The sequence below is a fragment of the Lacipirellula sp. genome, assembly GCF_965279485.1.
In the GTDB taxonomy this organism is placed as follows: Bacteria; Planctomycetota; Planctomycetia; order Pirellulales; family Lacipirellulaceae; genus Lacipirellula.
In genome coordinates this window covers 2,225,400-2,242,603 of record NZ_CBDIIC010000002.1, presented here as the reverse complement: position 1 = coordinate 2,242,603, position 17,204 = coordinate 2,225,400, and the positions used below count along the sequence as shown (strand labels likewise).

Sequence of the window (17,204 nt, the reverse complement as noted above, 5' to 3'; positions counted from 1 at the left end):
GTTTTATGCGCGCAGTAATCTGAGGCCGTTAAGGACGACCAGTAGCGATGCGCCCGTGTCGGCTGCAATCGCGCCCCACAGTGAAGATAGATTGGCCAGCGTCAGCATGACGAAGAGGAGCTTGACTGCCAGTGAGAATCCAATGTTCTGGCGAATGATGGTGAGTGTCCGGCGCGAATGTCGTATAAGCCATGGAAGTCGCGAGAGATCGTCTGACATCAGCGCCACGTCCGCCGTCTCGATCGCGGCGTCGCTTCCCACAGACCCCATCGCGATGCCAATAGTTGCTAAAGCTAAGGCGGGTGCGTCATTTACGCCATCGCCGATCATGCCCACGTGTTGATATTTGCTCACCAGCGCCTCGATGGCGGTGACCTTGTCCTCCGGCAACAATTCCGCCTCAACGCCGTCGACACCCGCTCGCTTTGCGATCGCTTCCGCCGTTGGTCGGTTATCACCGGTCAGCATGACAAGATGCTCGATTCCCAACTCTCTCAACTCCTGGAGCGTCGCCTTCGTCTCCTGACGTAGTTCGTCCGCCAGTGAAATGAGCCCGCAGACGTGTTGTTCATTTCCGACGACAACGATTGTTCGACCTTCTCCTGCCATCGCCTCGACACGTTCGTGAATGGCAGTCGTCTCCTGCCCCCGCTCCTCCAAATACCGATGCGATCCGAGCCAAAACTCTCTGCCGCTGAAGCGGCCACGAGCGCCCTTGCCTTGGATGATCTGAAATTGGTCAGCCGCTTGAAAAGTGATTTTCCGTGCAGCGGCATACTCCAGAATCGCTTTAGCAATCGGATGATCGGAATTCTGCTCTAAGGCTGCCGCTCGCTCAATAAGTTCTATGTCGGTATGCTCATTGAGTGGAACGACCTCAATCACTTGCGGGCGTCCGAGCGTCAGCGTACCAGTCTTGTCGAAGGCGATAGCCTTGAGGTGCGCTGGCGCTTCGAGAAACACGCCTCCTTTGACTAGTACGCCTTGTCGAGCCGCCGACGCCAATCCGGCGACGATGCTAACTGGCGTGGAAATTACTAAGGCGCAGGGACAGGCAATCACCAATAATACCAGAGCCCGATACAGCCACTGCGACCAATCGCCGTCGAACGCGAGTGGTGGAATCAAGAACATCGCGATTGCCAGCACCATCACGACAGGCGTATAGACGCGCGCGAACTTCTGCACCCATTGTTCCGAGGGCCCGCGGCGCGACTGAGCTTCTCCCACCATCCGAATGATTTTTGCGAGGGTCGTCTCCGACGCGTTCCTCGTCGACACGATCACCAGCGCAGCGTCGCCATTAATGGTGCCCGCGTAAACATCGCTTCCCACGGCTTTCGCCACCGGCACGCTTTCGCCCGTAATAGGCGCTTGATTGACTTCGCTGCTCCCCTCCTTAACCTGACCGTCAAGCGGGATGCGCTCGCCAGGTTTCACCATAAACGAGTCGCCGACAGTTACTTCGGTCGGCGCGACCTCCGTCGTCGATCCATCTGGCGCAATGAGCCGGGCCGTCGGCGGGGACAGATCCATCAACGCCGCCACGGCTCGGCGGGCGCGGTTCACGCTCCATGATTCCAGTAAAAGTGACAGCGAGAACAAGAAGGCGACGGTCGCCGCCTCCAGCCATTCGCCGATAGCAATGGCTCCGATGACCGCCACGGTCATGAGCAAATTCATATCGGGTTGCAATCGCCGCAGCGCGCCCACAGCTTTCGGTAGAACGAGCCAGAGCCCCGCAGCGATCGCTACTCCAAACAAGACTTTAGAAGGCAGTGGCGGCGTAGCTTCTACTCCAGACGATGCAGCGGCAGATTGCGTCCACTGCCACAACTGAGCGAGCACGATAGCGATCGCGCTAATTGATGTAAGAATTAACCTCCCCTGTCGGTCCCAGAAAGAACTCTCTGGCGGCTGCTCCATGCCGTCGTCTATGATTTCGCGCCCTCGCATTCCTGCTCGCTCGATTGCCGCCAGCACTTGGTCCGACGTAACTCTTGCAGGGAGTGCGGCGACAGTCATCGTTCTTGAGAATACGTTGAAATCGAGCAGCTCACGATCTTCGACCAGCGGCCCGACCTCGGTCAGCAGCGCAGATATTTCCTCAGCGCAGTCCATCCCTTCAATGAAGAATCGACGTGCCATCGCGTTCGACTTGGGTTGAGGCATATTCAGTTTTCTCGCGCACGGCTTAAGAAGCTGCGACTCACTGAAGTCGCGCTGACATAGATATGCACACTACTCCTGGCCGCATCACGAGAAGGCGGCGCTCGACCACTGAAGGTTAGATCCTGCGCGCCGTTCATCCTGGATAGGTGAACGGCCACGCAGGGATTAGATGCTCAGAGATTCAGCTGGTCGATTGTCACTATTAGTGGGCGTGTTCGGCGCCTTCCTCGTGGTCGTGCTCCAGCGTTCCTCGGTACTGCTTGCCGTTAATCGTGACCACGAGTTGGACCTCAGCGTGACCCTCTGACAAATCTGCAATCAGTTCCTTATCAGCCAACGAAAATTGCGACGATTTGCCCGCTCCGTCGCTGGCCGCTGGCTTCGCAACCAGCTTGAACTGCTCTGCTTTGCCATCGTGAGTGATATTGATGGTGACGTCGGCCGCGTCGATGGCAACGGGGGCCTTCGCCGAACTATCCAGCACGTAGACCGTTGCTTCTCCTTCGTGAACGATTTCCGCGTGATACTCTTCGCTCCCAAGCTCGACGATGTCGCCTCCGTGCGGCCCGACGGTAGCGTGCTCGTGAGCATGCTCTTCGTGTCCGGCTGCTTCATGCCCCTTCTCAGCGGTCGGCGTGGGGGCTTTTTCGCTACATCCGATCATGATCAGACTCACGACGAACAGTGTCGGCAATGTGCAACAGAATGACTTGAACACTTTCACTCCTCCTAGTATTGGAATAGGTAGACAGATAACTTGTGGTCGCTGACAGATGGTCGGTCTCTTAGCTCTCTTCATGCGCAACAAGCGTGACTTGCCGCTGATCGTCCTCGACGACGTGTTGAGCGCTTTTCAGTCCCAGCGTCCAGAACAACGCGGGATGAACGAAGAAGTCGAGCAGCGTCGAACTGATGAGCCCGCCGACAATCACAGTGGCGACGGGGTAGAGAATCTCTTTGCCAGGTTCCCCCGCCGCAAGCGTCAAGGGGATCAGTGCAATACCCGCGGTTAGCGCAGTCATCAGCACTGGAGCCAGCCTTTCCAGCCCTCCTCGCAAGATCATCTCTTTCGTCCAGCCCTCGCCTTCATACTTCACTAGATGCAGGTAGTGATTGAGCAAGAGAATACCGTTTCGAGACGCAACGCCGACAAGGGCGATGAAGCCCACCATCGCCGCGACGGTGAGCGTCTGATTGGTGACGACCAGCGCCGCCACCGCACCGATGAACGCCATTGGCAAGGCCGCCATCACTTGTAACGACAGATTCACTGAACGAAACATCGTGAAGAGCACCAAGAAGATGCCAATCAGCGACGCCACGAACAGCACTGAGATCGTGCGAGAGGCTGACTGTTCGCTTTCAAATTGCCCGCTGTATTCGGTGAAGTAGCCGGTCGGTAAGGCTTTCTCGATGGGAGCCAAACGATCCTTAATCTCTTCGACGACATCAACAAGTCCCCGACCGCTGACATTGCATTGGACGACGATTCGCCGTCTCACTTGCTCGCGATTGACTGTGTTCGGCCCTCCCGACATATAAATGTTGGCAACGTCTTCGAGCTTCACGGCGCCGCCGCCGGGCGTATCGATGGCGAGGCGCTTCAGCGCTTCGATATCTTCTCGATAGCGATCGTCCAATCGCACTAATAAGTCAAACGTTCGCTGACCGTCAAGCACCGACGAAACGACCTTGCCTTGCATCGCCGTCTCGACGAACTCGTTCACGGCCAAGCGCCGCAGTCCAAACTGTTCGAGCTTGTGTCCGTCTGCTTCGATACGCAACTGCGGAATGATGACCTGCTGTTCGATCTGAAGATCGCGGACGCCCGGCACTTGAGCAATAACCGATTTCATTTGCTCTGCTTCGCGTCGGAGGACATCGAGATCGTCGCCGTACAGCTTGATGGCGACTTGAGCTTTCACTCCGGACAGCATGTGCGATATCAAGTGCGCGAGTGGTTGTTCCACCGCGGTCACGATCCCGGGAATATCGGCGAGCGCTTCGCTGATCTCATCGATAACCTCTTCGCGTGAACGTTCTGTGCCTTCCTTGATCGTGGCGATAAACTCTGTGACCCCCACCCCTTCCGCATGTTCATCCAACTCGGCGCGGCCAGTCTTTCTTACGAATGCCTCCACGTCGTTGACTCCGCGTAAACGCTCCTCCACCTTCGCCGCAACTTCATTGGACTTTGCCAGCGATGTCCCCGGAGGTAGCAGGACGTTCACCTGCATCGCCCCTTCGTTGAATGGCGGCAGGAAGTCTCGATCCAAACGCGTGAGTGCGACAAATGCGACAACCACCGCGGCGACCGTCACCAGAAGCACGGGTTTGGGGAAACGCAGGCTGAATCGAATAACCAACGAAGCCAGGCCTTTGAGTCCCCGCAGTACGAAGCCGTCCTCGCCGTGCTCCATCAAACGGGCGTGCCCGAGCAGCCAGTACGACAAAACGGGCGTCACTGTGAGCGACACGAAAAGCGAGGCAAGAATCGATACGATGTAGGCCACGCCGAGCGGCCGAAAGAGTTGACCTTCCATGCCAGATAAGGCGAACAGCGGAATGAAGACCAGTACGACGATCATCGTGCTGAACACGATGGAGTTGCGGACTTCAGTGCTGGCTTCATACACGACCTGCAACGGGTCTTTGGGATTTGGACTTTGCCGATTCTCTTTTAAGCGCCGAAAGATGTTCTCCACATCGACGATAGCATCGTCGACTAACTCACCGACAGCCACTGCCAATCCGCCGAGCGTCATCGTGTTGATAGAAAAGCCAAACCATTTGAAGATGAGCGCCGTCATCACGAGCGACAGCGGTATTGCGGTTAATGTGATGAACGTAGTTCTCAAATTCATCAGAAACAGAATGAGAATAATCACGACCAAGATGCCGCCGTCGCGAAGCGCTTCGATGACATTTGCAATCGCTAAATCAATGAATGTTTTCTGCTGGTAGAGCGCGGGCAGAATGCGCACGTCGGGAGGGAGCGAGACTTTCAACTCCTCTAACGCCTTCAACACGTTGTCGGTCACTTCGCGAGTGTCGGCGCTAGGCTGCTTATTGATGGTCAATACCACCGCGGGACCGCCATCGAATTCTCCTTCCGCAGTGCGGGCGAACGCAGAGCTATCGCCGCGTTTGACTTGCGGTCCTTCGACGATGCGAGCGACTTGCGACAATCGCACCGATTGACCGTCGCGGTACGTGATGACAATCCCGCTGATCTCTTCAAGAGATTTGATGCGGCCAAGCGAACGAACCAGGTACTCATTCGGGCCTTGCTGATCGAGATACCCACCTGCGGTGTTTTGATTGCTCTCCAGCAGCGCTGTTTCCACTTGATGGAGCGTCACGCCGTACCGAACGAGTTCGTTCGGGTCGACGAGGACTTGAAACTGTTTACGCTCGCCTCCCATCACGATGATTTGTGACACGCCAGGGATCGTTAGCAGCCGCTGACGCACGACCCAATCGGCGAGCGTGCGCAGTTCCATGGGCGATGTTTTGCCGCCTTCGCTGTACATTCCCACGATCTGGATTTGTCCCATGATCGAAGAAATTGGTGCGAGTTGCGGTTTCACTCCGTCGGGCATTTGGCTGGCGACGAGCGCCAGTCGCTCGTTGACAATTTGCCGATCGTTAAAGATGTCAGTTCCCCAGCCGAACTCGACGTACACGACGGACAGTCCAATACCGGAAGTACTCCGAACGTCTTCGACGCCCGTGGCTCCGTTGAGCGCCGTTTCTAAAGGAAACGTGATAAGGGTTTCCACTTCTTCAGGCGCCATTCCGGGCGCTTCGGTCATGATCGTCACGCGCGGACGATTAAGGTCAGGAAAGACATCGATCGGCAGACGATACGCCTGCCAACTCCCGTAGATCACCAGGAAGATGGAAACGGCGATCACCAGCAGGCGATTCCGCAGCGAAAAACGAATGATGGCATTCAGCATGGCCGGATGTCCTTTCTCGGCCGGTTAGTGATTATGCCCAGCGTGCGGATCAACTCCGCCGCCAGACTTGTTCTTGAGTGCCAGATGCATCTGATAAGCGCCGCGACCGGCAATGACGTCACCCGGGAAAAGAGCCCCGTCATTGGCGATGACGGCAGATTTGTTGTCGCGATACTCGACGTGGACCGGCACGCGGTCAAAGTTCTTGCCGTTCTGCCGGTAGACGTAGAACTCAGCGCCTTCTTCGACCACGGCTTCGATTGGCGTTACGATGCGATCCGTCAGTTTTTCAATCGGTACGTGCAGTTCGAAGCGTTGCCCCGGCTTGAATTCCCAATCAATAAACCGCCTTCCCTCCGGCGTCTTCTGATCCAACACCATTTTATTGGGAAGCTGGAGATAGAAACGAAATGCGCGCGTCTCCGGATCGATAGTGTCGCCTAGATACAGTAGTTTTAAGTTGTCAATCGTCGCTGCATCTTTGTCGCCGGTCAGCAGCGACGCCGAGATCGTCCATCCTTCGCGAGCCGCATTACGAAGTTGCAGTGCGTCGTCTTCGAACGCTCGTCCTTCCAAGTAAAGTTCGCAGTGGTCAGCCAGCACCGCCAACTCTTGGCTAGCGTCCACTTGCTGACCGGGCGAGACAGGAAGCCGTTGCACGTGGAAGGCGTGGTTCTCAGGGCAATTTCCGCTTGCATGTGAGTGACTTGGTGCGAAGACGGTGACGCTTTGCAGCAGTTGCCGAGTTTTCAAAATCTCTTGCACCTGCTCGGTCGTTAGTCCATGCAGGAGTAGCGCCTGCTCCGCCGACCGCAATGAGACTTCAAGTTTTTGCTTTTCGTATTGCTGTTCAAGAATCCGTTTGCCAGCTACGACTCCTTCACTCAACGCCTCCAAACGGCGAATCTCGCGGTCAACGATCTCTAGGTTTTCTGCCGTCTTCAAAAACTCCTGTTGAGAAGTCACCAGCTCCTCGTGAGTCAGTCGCACTTCGAACATCGGGCTACCTGGTTCGATGGCCTCGCCTTGCACTACAAACACCTTGGCGAGAACGCCGCCGAACGGCGATGAGAGCTGGATCTGAGTTCGTCCCGGCTGTTCCACCACAATCGCCGGAAGGCTTTCGGTTCGTTCGAACGATTGAAGCGCGACTGTGACTGGTACGAAACCAATGTTTTTAAGTCCGCGGTCGCTCAAAGTAATTGCATTTGCGGACGATGCGCCGTGCGCGTGAGCGTGTTCCGCCTCGTCGCTGTGGGTTGCGGACTCCGCTTCTCCGCCACTCGCTGCGCCCTGAAGCATTCCGCTCCAACGACTTCGAGTGAACCATGCACCAGTGGCAATGGCGACGACGATCGCTGCCGCGATCGCAAAGCGATATGTTCGGCGACCGGAGACGACCTGCGCGGATCCAGGCACATTTTCCATAGAACGACCTCTGAGTCGGGAGGACTTTTCCCAACGGAACAGGCGTGAGTGGTAACCAGATAGGTTGCCGAGGAGGGCAACGTCGATTCGATCGATGGTGCGGTGAGCTGGGCCCGCTTAGCAAGCAAGCGTTCGCACGAATTCGTCGGATGGAAGAGCGTCCGACTACACCTGGAGCACGCCCAGGTCGAGATAAAGGCGCAGCGGCGCCGTTGCCGCGAGAAGTGCTCGGGCCGCTGCCCGGTCGACGCAAGGTGCGGACAGACTAACGAGGTCCTCGAAGCGGCAACTTACGAACCCAAGGAACTCCATGCCGAGCACGAGACTGTCGGCACAATCCTTATTGACCAACCATTGGCAATGGTCGTGAGAGCACTGCTGCTCACTGGGTTCAGGCGAGTGTCCCGCAGGATCCGCTGGCGTAACGTTTGGCCCCTGAGGTGCGGACTTCGCGTGAGAGCAGCACGAGTGAACGCCTTCGACGGCTGCCTCGTCCATGCTGTGAGCAACGCAGCATTCCGACGCCTGACAGCACTCAGCATGGTTCGCGCAGCATCCAAAGATGGCGTGAAAGACCAAGCAAAAGGCGGTAAGTGTCGTGACGCTACGTCGCATTCGCAAACCGACTGAGTTAAGTGTGTTGGTAGGTCAGGTATTCTATCTATTTGTCGCCGGGGCCGCGATAGGGAGGGGTTTACTGGGGCACAAGTCCGATCGCGCCGACCGGTTCGGTCTGAATCCCTGCATTTATGGCGGGATTTGCCGCTCCACTCGGCGCACTCTCTAAGCTCCCCGACAATAGCAAGCCGTCGATCTGTACTTCGGCGATGCGGAGTGATCGAACGGCATCCAGATACCCCAGCTGCGTCTGCGAATATGTTCGTTGAGCGATGAGCAACGAATTGTAGCTTGCTTCGCCAGCAGTGTACGTCTTTCTAGTTAAGCTTAACGATTCCTCCGCCGCAGGTAGGATGACGTCTCGATACCGCGTCACCTGATTTCGCGCGTTCGAATAGCGTTCGAAGGTCGGAGCCAAGCGATTTTGCAAGTCCAGCTCCAATTGAGTCACCGCTCGACTTGCAGCCACTAACTCCTGTTGCGCCCTAGCCACGCCTCCCTGGTTGCGATTAAAAACCGGAATGGGAATGCTGACCGCGAGCCCGCCATCAGGCTTGCCGCCAATTCCATTATCTTGCCAGTTCACCAATCCTTGCACGGTCACATTCGGAATTGGTTCGGCACGCTCGCGTTCGATGGCGGCTCTTGCGCGCTCGACAGACATCGACGCCGCGGCCATTTCTGGACTGAGGGCTAGGAGTCGACCAAGCGCCTGATCAAAGTCAAACTCACGCGGCGGTGCGGCGGCGTCCCCTAGCAGTTCTTGACGGGCAATCATGGGATTGCCTATCACGGCCGAAAGACTGTGCCACGCCGACTCGTACCGATTGCGAGCATTCTGGGCAAGTATTTGGGCATTCTCAATTTCGAGCTGAGCTTGCAGTACATCCGAACGTCCGACTTCTTTCGCTCGATACAGAGCGTCGACGGCATGAGAGCCCTCGCCGCTAATGCGAATCAGATTCTCTGTAAGGTCAATTTGACGCTGCGCGAGGAGGACTTCGTAGTAAGCGACTCTCACGTCGGTCAATACGCGTTGCTGCTGCGCGCCCAGTTCCTGCTCTAACCGCATTCTCTCAGTGCCCGCAACGGCGCGATTCAGCTGGAGTTTGCCGCCGCGCACAATTTCCTGACTGAATAGCACCCCATGCTGTTCCGCTAATCCCCCACTGCCAAGTTGTTGGCCTTCGTACCCGACACTCGGATTGGGCGCGAGTCCTACTTGCACCCAATTGCCCTGAGCGGCGCCGACCAGGGCGGCCGCCCGCTGGAGCGATGGATTTGACGACAGCGCCATCTGCTCAAGTTGTTCCAGCGTCAAGCCACATGTTTCTCCCGTGTCTGGCAGGGGCACCGGAACCTGCTCTCGCTCTGGAATTACCGAATCAGCCATCCGCAATCCAATGTCATCGCCCGCCTGTACGTTGACGCCGACGCCAATGAAGCTCGCACACCACACGATGGTGCGCAGCGTCTTTGCAATCCCTGTGCGATTGAGCGGCGACGTCATACGTGAGGGCGACCTCATGTGGCGACCGAGACTGTTGCGAGCAATTCGATTCATGGCCGGGATTCCTTTCCCTAGGCGATTTAAAGCGGCTGGGAGCGGTCATGCTTCCGCAGACGCTCTGAATTTAGTGCGAACACCCGCTAGCACAGGCATTCGAGGATGAAGGAACAACCTTCGCGCGTGTTGGGTAGTTCGCTGCGTTGCGACTTCCGGAATTGTATTGATCGAGCGGTACTTCTCCGTTCAGCGTCATGGCGACTGAACCATCAATTCGTTTCGAAGCAGACTGGATGGCGGAATCGTTAAGAGTGGCCGATGCGAGTCCACCCTCCGCACTCGTCGTTCCACCTGTTTCATTCGCCGCTGGCGTAGTAATCGCAGCTAGATCGTTCCGCCGTATCATCGCTTTATTCCACTGACATCCCGTCGTCGAGGCGGCGACCAGCAGCAATGCAACTTGGAGAGTAAGTGATTTCATAACGGAACCCAATATTGGATTGATCTGTCAGCTCAGCGTTTTCAGATTGAGGTGGTTTACGGTATTACGCATCACGCATGTCTTAACGCAGTAACAATCTTCGTTTGGGCAGCTTGCCAACCCGGCGCTAAGCCCGCAAGGAGCCCGACCCCTAGGGAGGCGACGGCGCCTTGCAGCGCGATATCCCACGATGGTCGGAACGCAATGGTCACGCCCTCAGCAGCGACCGACATATCGGACCACGCCAGGAAGAGCATGCCCCCGATCACTCCAAGTCCGCCGCCCAAGACGCTCAACACCACACTTTCCGTAATCACCAATCCGAAAATTCGGCGCGGCCGAAATCCTAAGGTTTGCAGTACAGCGTGCTCTTTGATGCGATCCTGTACAGACATCACCGTCGTCGTCGCTACGAGCGACAACACTAAGCCGACGCAAGCGAATCCAAGGTAATGGATAAATCCGATCAGCTCGGCAAGATCGGAGAGCGTATCTGCTTGAAACATACCCTTGGTCCGAGTCGTCGTTGCAACAGGACCTGCGTGGAACTCTTCGTCGATCACTTTCGCAACCGCGTCCGCGTTCGCACCCTCATTTAGATGAACTTCAATCTGCGTCACCATTCCCACGTCGCTTAAACCACGCGCTCGTTGCAGGAAATCAAGGTGCGTGTAAATCAACCCTTCGTCAGCGGCATTGTCCGCCGCGAATATGCCCGCCACCACGACAGTGATGTCGCCAATCGTGAACTTGTCGCCCACTTTGAGTCTGCGTCGCGCCGCCACAGCTTTGCCGACGAGCGCTGCATCATCTTGCCGAGCAAAACCATCCCAGGAGCCTGATTGCAAATCAAGCTTGCGCCATTTCTTCAGCAAATCAGTTGCCATTCCTTGAAAGACAATTGCATCGAGACTTGCGCGGCAATTGTTCGTGAACACCATGATCGGCATCGCATCAGCGACGCCCGACTGTTTGGCAATCGTACTTGCGTAATCCTGAGGCAGCTTGCTGCTCTGCGGGCAGAAACGATTCTCTTGGAAAACGATCAACGACCGACCCGCCTCTTGGTTCTCAGTGAGCGCGAACAGTCCGTGCTGAACAGACCCAACGAAACAAAAGACTAGTAGTGCTACTCCGGCGCCGCTGATCGTCAGCAAGCTCCGCGTGCGATGTCGCCACAAGCTTTTGAACGTATATGGAAGGAAGGTCAGCATGTTTATGCGGTCCTCAGTGCACGAGGGAGGATTGGCTTGCCGTTCTCAACGAGTTGTCCGCGTTCGAGTCGTAATTGACGCGTAGCCCGTTGTGCTGCATCGGCGTCATGCGTCACCATGAGCAGCGTCATCCCTAGTTCACGATTGACGCGTTGCAACAGTGATAGAATCTGTTCAGTCGTGTCGTCGTCCAGACTCCCTGTAGGTTCGTCTGCGACGACCACCGTGGGATTGGCTACGATCGCGCGAGCGATGCCCACACGCTGCTCTTGCCCACCCGACATCTGTCGAGGGTAGTGCCCCGCTCGATTCGTGAGATCAACCGCTGCCATGGCGATTTCCACGCGCTTAGCACGCTCGGACGCCGTCATCGGCAGCAGAAGCAGCGGTAGTTCCACGTTCTCGTACGCAGTAAGCACAGGAATGAGATTATGCGTCTGGAACACGTAGCCAATATTCGCTGCTCGCCAGTCTGCCAACTTTCCGCGATTTAGTTCGGTGATATCGGTGTCACCGACGAAGATGTGACCTGAGTTCACCTCATCAATGCCAGCCACCAGATTGAGCAGCGTGCTTTTCCCTGATCCGCTTGCGCCCATTAAGGAAACAAAGTCTCCCTCTTCAATGGTCAAATGAACCCCATCGAGCGGACGGATTGTTTCTTCGCCGCTCTTGAATTCTTTGCTGACGTCTACAACTTCAACTAATGACATAGTGGCACCTCGTCTCGTGTTATTCGACCGCGGTGGTCGTTGATTGCGTGCTCGCCGCTTGCGGCAGACTGTTACTAGCGGTCGTCGTGGCCAGAGACGATTTGTCTTCGCCTGCGATGCGAATGCGAGTTCCGGCCACCACTGATTCGCGACCGCCGACCACCAGCTTCGATGTTGGGTCGAGTCCGGTTACGATCTCGACAAGTTGATCAGTCCCGGCTCGGCCAAGTTCCACCGACTTGCGAGCAGCGATGCCGAGCTCTGCGTCGGCAACCCAGACAAATGAACCGGTGTCGTCGGTAGTCACCAACGATCGCGGAACTAATAAGCGCAGCGGCTCTTGCCCTGCGATGTCAGCTGTCACTGGTTGCGGCGGTGCAAGGAATGTAACTTGCCCCAGCATTTCCGGCGTAATGACTTGTGGCGGATCCTTGATGGCGACTTTGACTTGGAGCGTATTCTTTTGGATGTCGGCGCGCGTCGTGAGCCACAACACTTCGCCTGTCAGCGGAGCTTTCATTGCGGCGGTTTCGATGGTGGCAGGCTGTCCGACCTGTACCTGCGGCACGTCTTCGAGCCTCACGTCGACGCGGACTTGAAGAGACTTGGGATCATATAATGTGGCAACAGTGCTAGAGGTTTGTTCAGAAAGCGGATCCATGCCAGCGAGGCGCTTTCCTGGTCGAGCATCGATTGTAAGAATGCGACCGGTGATTGGTGCACGGACCACCATTCGCTCTAGATTCAAGCGAGCCACATCGACAGCCAGCTGCGCTTGATCCTGTCTTGCCTTCGACGCAGCAACTTTGGCTTCCGCCGCCGCAACTGCACGTTTTGGTTCTGTCATTAGCTCTAACTGCTGCCGGAGGGCTCCTCGCTTTCGAGTGAGCGCTTCCACCTGTTCTTGCAATGTGGGTTGCCTCGATTGCAATTCAGCGAGCGCGCCTTCTGCGACCGAAAGTTCCGCCGCGGCCTCACGGAGAATGCGCCCGGCGACGGCGTCGCCTGCGTCCTCCTTACGAGCCAAGTTTTCCGCGGCAACCTGTCGGCGATTCTGAGCAGCCTTAATTGCGAACGGCAGATTGTTGAGCGTCAGTGTCGTTTCCGCTAAGAGCGAATCCGATTCCGCTAGCGCTACTTTCAATTCGTTGGGATTCTCAAGCATCGCTTTCGCCGCGGTCAGCACGGCGTCGGCATTTTGCGCGTCCGCTTGAGCCAAGCGAAAGTTCGCGTCGGCTTGCTGGAGAGTAATTCTCGCGTCAGCGTCAATTAACTTCGCGATCGGTGCGCCAGCCTCGACCATTTGTCCTTCAACAACCAGCATCTCTTGGATAACTCCCGCGGCGAGCGCGGATGCGATGACTGGAGATGGCTGAGGTTCGATCCAGCCAGCTGCTTGAAACAGTGGCGTCCCTTCTTGTTGAATGTCCGCTTTAGTGACAATCACGGGCGTCACCGTGACTGCGTGCGCTGGAAGGAAGCTGTCACGAGCAGCCCAACCGAATAGCCCCCCAAATGCGCCGAGAATTCCTACGGGGACGGCGTATCGCGATACCCAGCGGCGCCTGGCTTTAACTGGAGTGCGGCTGACGGCCTGCCGTCTCACGGCCAATTGACTGAGATCGACTCCCGCTGCGGGAATCGGCTCCTGACCACTCAACTGATGCTTGGTGTCACTCAACGCATTCACCGTTTTATTAAATGGCTTTGATCGCTTCAACGACGGGTAAACGCATCGCCTTCGCGGCCGGTGGAATCGCACCGACGACGCCAAGAATCACTGCGGTCCCGCAAGCAATTGCAATTCCGACGCTGTCGACTCGGAGCATGAAAGCGCCCATCGTGAAGCGAACTGCGGCGCCGTTGACAAACATCAGCCCAAGGACGCAGGCGACCAATGCACCGCCGCACGCGAGTAGCGTGGCTTCCTGCACGAGCGTCAGCATGATCGCTCGGCGACGGTAGCCGATCGCCTGAAGCGTCGCGAGTTCACGAATACGACCAACAACGGCGCCGTACATCGTATTGAGACCGGCAAAGACTCCAGATCCCGCCACCAGGCAAACGACCACCCAGCCCAGCATGCGAACTGGCCGGTAATGCTTCTGCAAATCGGCGTAGTAGGCTGTCTCAGAGACTGATTTCAATTCCAAGTCGATGCGCTCGCGGCAGAATAGATCAACGTCGGCCGCCGCCTCCATCGAATCCATTCCGACGGCGACCAAACTAAGATCTTGTCGTTTGAGCGCTGATTGTAAGTCCGCCAGCGGCGCCCACACTTCGGATTCAAACGCTGCGCCGCCAGCGGCGAAGACGCCACTGATCTTCCATTGCCGCCCGTCGAATTCGATCAATTGTCCCGGGTGCAATAACTCCTTCTCGCAGCCCAATTTGGAGTGGGCTAGTCTGCCAACCAGCACTTCCCCAGCCGCGGGCCAATTTCCTTCAAGAATTTGAACCTGCTGCCGCACCAAAGGGGCCGAGGTCGTCACGCCGCGGACTAACCCCAGCCCCTCGCTGCCATTCTCGCCAACTGTGATACGCGTGCCTAAATACAACTCAGGCGACACGTATTTGACTCCGTGCTGCTGTCGTACTCCCGCAACGCTCGCGGCAAGCAGGGACGGCGTGCGGCCCGGAATCGCTGAATTCTCAATGTCTGCGCCGGAGGAGAGGGCGTACACCAGCACGACGTTGGGTTGACCCGTTGCTGCCAGCGACGCTTCAAGTCCGCGAATGAACGCAACGACGACCAACACCAACAGCACAACGATGGATAGCCCCCCCAGCGTGAGCGCACTGCGGGACGGACGGCGAAATAAGTTTCGCACGCCGTAGTCCCAAGGGAGCAATTTCATAGCCATCGTCGTGATCCTTCTCAGTCAGAGAACTACTAGCGCCGCACAAAAACGCCTTGCGCCAGAACGGTGAAGTTTCCACTGTCATCCTTGCTAGCCGTCCCGCTAACGACGACCGTGTCGTCTGCGCTAATTCCTAGTAACTTTCGTGAGTCAGCGGCAACTAGCTTGCCGTCGCCATCGACGACCTTCACTAGCGTTGTGCACTTTCCTCGCTCTTCCGCACAGCAATCATCGAGGCAGATCTCGCCTTCCTCGTTGTCTGCGCCTTCGGCAACCATCGCCATGGACGCATCAAGCAGCGTGAACGCAGCACGCCCTTCGATCCACGGGTTCGCGGCGCCGCCGATGCGACCGACAATGACGACGGGTTCGCCATCCTTAGCTGAATCACGTGCCTCGATCACTCCGATGGCGCCATCGGGTTCGTCCGCCAACAGGTACTTCTCGCCATTGATGGCGGCTGGCGTTGCTTGGGCGGTCGGATCAGCAGGCGATGATCCAGCACACCCTATTAATGCACTTGCCGAAAACGATAGGATCAAGCATTGGATCGTTAGTTTCATCGCACAGAACCTTTCATCACTTGCCGAGCCGATACTTTCGCCGTGCTCGGTTCGATCGTTAGTTGTCCGTAGGAACCTACAATGGCCGACGGCTGTTGTCCGCTGCGTTCAACGGCCGACGCTAATGCGAACGGTGAGAGGTGAACGCCAGGATGCGCTTCGACCACTAGCGCATCTTGGTCGAGATGCAAAACGACCGTTTTGACTCCGCGAATTGTCTGAAGTTCACGGCCGACCTTGTCAGCGACTCCGCTGACTTTGAGATCTACGACGACGACTGTATAAACGCCTGGCGAGGCCTGTTGGGTGGCGGGGTCGAGCGGCGTGAGTGTATAGGTCGCCTCGGAAGAAATGAGCTTCGAGGGCTTGCCTTTCCCCTTCTCGACGGCGCTCCAAAGCTTCTCCACGGTCAACTTCTGTGAAGGCTTCGCGGTAATCGTGACAGTCCGCCCTGCGACGTTAGCGTTCACATTCGAGACGCCGGGAGCAGTGTAGAGCTGCGCGGCAACTTTCTTCGCGCATCCTGCGCAGCACATCTCGTCCGCGGTGATTTCATATGTCACAGCGTCCGCAGCCTCTGCGGTTCTGACATGCAAGATGCCGCCAGTTGCTAGAGTTAAAGCCAGAAGTGCGAGGCGATTGACGCCTCCAGACAGATAACGGCGCATGCGGGAACTCCAATTAAGCTGGATAAAAGAGCGGCGGATCATCCGCCGTCCGGGGCGCAGCACGATGCTATGGCAACTTGCGGGCAGCGCGACTTCAATCGCTAGAGCGAAGTCACAAGTTCGCTTAAGAAAGGTTGAGAGCTATTGCTCAAACCAAAAAGCGGCAGAGGCGGACGCATACTTCAAATGCCCGCTCAACAGATGGATTCTCAATTGACCGACTTATTTCGGACGAAGTCACTCCCAGATCAATAATCGCCGCATTCGGCGCAATACTGGTCGCTAGCACGTCAACGACTGTATCAGCCTCAACAAGCGAAGGAGCTTGCTGCGGCGGCGTCGGTTGGCAGCACCAGCAACTATTAGGATTGGGGCAATCATGCCAATGCTGTTCGCCGACAATCTTAGGCGAATCGGTCGAGCAAGCTTCAGCCGAACCAACTTGGCCCTTCTCAGAATGCTGGCACGATTTACGTGCCCGACTCTGGCTGCATTTAGTGTCGCCGCCCTCAGATTCTGAGGCCGCATCGACGCAGTCGGTCAGATGGCAAAAGGCGTGCGTCTGTTGTCCGCTGTTCATCAGCATGAGCGCGAGGCCGCACGCGGCGACCAGTCGCTTCATCTTTTGACAGCGGTAGAACACTGAAAGCCTTTTGAGCACGCAGAAACCTTCTACTTCTTCACAATAGGGATTATCGGCAAAACCACACCTTTAGCTTAGGTCATTGCTCCACCTCGGGCAATAAGAGTCTCTATGTACATCTCCGGAAGCCCATGGAAACGGCTTACGTCTGAACAACTTAGGCTCAATCGCGGGGACACACAAATGCTTGAATTAGTTGCACTGAATTGCTGCTAGCGAAGTGTTCCCTTCTGGAAACTGCACCTTCCGATAGTAAATGTTGCGGTCCTACAGAGGCGAAAGCCGCGTGTTCGCACCCATCAAATAGCTCCAAGCCTGGTACGGCTCGACGCAGTCACCCGTTCGGCCGACTAAATTCAGCTCTACTCTGTTGA

Annotated in this window: 12 protein-coding genes; all 12 read right to left on the bottom strand. The window is 56.6% G+C overall.

Translation table 11 applies throughout. The annotated features are described in order from the left end of the window. Positions 1-3 precede the first annotated feature (3 nt). Positions 4-2,148 (bottom strand): heavy metal translocating P-type ATPase, encoded by a 2,145-nt coding sequence (locus ACQY7R_RS16685; RefSeq protein WP_428306701.1) that lies wholly within the window; start codon positions 2,146-2,148, stop codon positions 4-6. 226 nt (positions 2,149-2,374) lie between these two features. Beyond that, complete coding sequence (locus tag ACQY7R_RS16680) at positions 2,375-2,836, bottom strand: hypothetical protein (protein ID WP_428306700.1); 462 nt, start codon at positions 2,834-2,836, stop codon at positions 2,375-2,377. A 121-nt stretch (positions 2,837-2,957) separates the two neighbouring features. After that, the gene (locus ACQY7R_RS16675; protein WP_428306699.1) at positions 2,958-6,134 is read right to left on the bottom strand and encodes an efflux RND transporter permease subunit; all 3,177 of its coding nucleotides are present in this window, start codon (positions 6,132-6,134) and stop codon (positions 2,958-2,960) included. A gap of 24 nt (positions 6,135-6,158) precedes the next feature. Continuing rightward, entirely contained in the window at positions 6,159-7,436 is a 1,278-nt protein-coding gene (locus ACQY7R_RS16670; protein ID WP_428308905.1) for an efflux RND transporter periplasmic adaptor subunit, read from the bottom strand. A gap of 820 nt (positions 7,437-8,256) precedes the next feature. After that, positions 8,257-9,690 carry a TolC family protein gene (locus tag ACQY7R_RS16665; protein ID WP_428306698.1) on the bottom strand — a complete coding sequence of 478 codons (1,434 nt, stop codon included), beginning with the start codon at positions 9,688-9,690 and terminating at the stop codon, positions 8,257-8,259. 549 nt (positions 9,691-10,239) lie between these two features. Beyond that, positions 10,240-11,382: an ABC transporter permease gene (locus ACQY7R_RS16660; RefSeq protein WP_428306697.1), complete on the bottom strand. Its 1,143-nt coding sequence runs from the start codon at positions 11,380-11,382 to the stop codon at positions 10,240-10,242. A 2-nt stretch (positions 11,383-11,384) separates the two neighbouring features. Beyond that, the gene (locus ACQY7R_RS16655) at positions 11,385-12,095 is read right to left on the bottom strand and encodes an ABC transporter ATP-binding protein (RefSeq protein WP_145430513.1); all 711 of its coding nucleotides are present in this window, start codon (positions 12,093-12,095) and stop codon (positions 11,385-11,387) included. A gap of 19 nt (positions 12,096-12,114) precedes the next feature. After that, complete coding sequence (locus ACQY7R_RS16650; RefSeq protein WP_428306696.1) at positions 12,115-13,542, bottom strand: efflux RND transporter periplasmic adaptor subunit; 1,428 nt, start codon at positions 13,540-13,542, stop codon at positions 12,115-12,117. 250 nt (positions 13,543-13,792) lie between these two features. Continuing rightward, positions 13,793-14,959 carry an ABC transporter permease gene (locus ACQY7R_RS16645; RefSeq protein ID WP_428306695.1) on the bottom strand — a complete coding sequence of 389 codons (1,167 nt, stop codon included), beginning with the start codon at positions 14,957-14,959 and terminating at the stop codon, positions 13,793-13,795. 29 nt (positions 14,960-14,988) lie between these two features. After that, on the bottom strand, positions 14,989-15,519 hold the full coding sequence (locus ACQY7R_RS16640; RefSeq protein ID WP_428306694.1) for a hypothetical protein: 531 nt from the start codon (positions 15,517-15,519) through the stop codon (positions 14,989-14,991). Beyond that, positions 15,516-16,187, bottom strand: coding sequence for a heavy-metal-associated domain-containing protein (locus ACQY7R_RS16635; protein ID WP_428306693.1), 672 nt, complete (start codon positions 16,185-16,187; stop codon positions 15,516-15,518). Before ACQY7R_RS16635 ends, ACQY7R_RS16640 begins: the two co-directional genes overlap by 4 nt. Positions 16,188-16,335: 148 nt before the next feature. Next, positions 16,336-16,848 carry a hypothetical protein gene (locus ACQY7R_RS16630; RefSeq protein WP_428306692.1) on the bottom strand — a complete coding sequence of 171 codons (513 nt, stop codon included), beginning with the start codon at positions 16,846-16,848 and terminating at the stop codon, positions 16,336-16,338. Between the last annotated feature and the right edge of the window lie 356 nt (positions 16,849-17,204).

Coding starts and splice junctions, on each gene's coding strand:
- ACQY7R_RS16685 (WP_428306701.1), bottom strand. CDS start 2,148: ATGGCACGTCGATTCTTCATTGAAGGGATGGACTGCGCTGAGGAAATA.
- ACQY7R_RS16680 (WP_428306700.1), bottom strand. CDS start 2,836: ATGATCGGATGTAGCGAAAAAGCCCCCACGCCGACCGCTGAGAAGGGG.
- ACQY7R_RS16675 (WP_428306699.1), bottom strand. CDS start 6,134: ATGCTGAATGCCATCATTCGTTTTTCGCTGCGGAATCGCCTGCTGGTG.
- ACQY7R_RS16670 (WP_428308905.1), bottom strand. CDS start 7,436: ATGCTTCAGGGCGCAGCGAGTGGCGGAGAAGCGGAGTCCGCAACCCAC.
- ACQY7R_RS16665 (WP_428306698.1), bottom strand. CDS start 9,690: ATGACGTCGCCGCTCAATCGCACAGGGATTGCAAAGACGCTGCGCACC.
- ACQY7R_RS16660 (WP_428306697.1), bottom strand. CDS start 11,382: ATGCTGACCTTCCTTCCATATACGTTCAAAAGCTTGTGGCGACATCGC.
- ACQY7R_RS16655 (WP_145430513.1), bottom strand. CDS start 12,095: ATGTCATTAGTTGAAGTTGTAGACGTCAGCAAAGAATTCAAGAGCGGC.
- ACQY7R_RS16645 (WP_428306695.1), bottom strand. CDS start 14,959: ATGGCTATGAAATTGCTCCCTTGGGACTACGGCGTGCGAAACTTATTT.
- ACQY7R_RS16640 (WP_428306694.1), bottom strand. CDS start 15,519: ATGAAACTAACGATCCAATGCTTGATCCTATCGTTTTCGGCAAGTGCA.
- ACQY7R_RS16635 (WP_428306693.1), bottom strand. CDS start 16,187: ATGCGCCGTTATCTGTCTGGAGGCGTCAATCGCCTCGCACTTCTGGCT.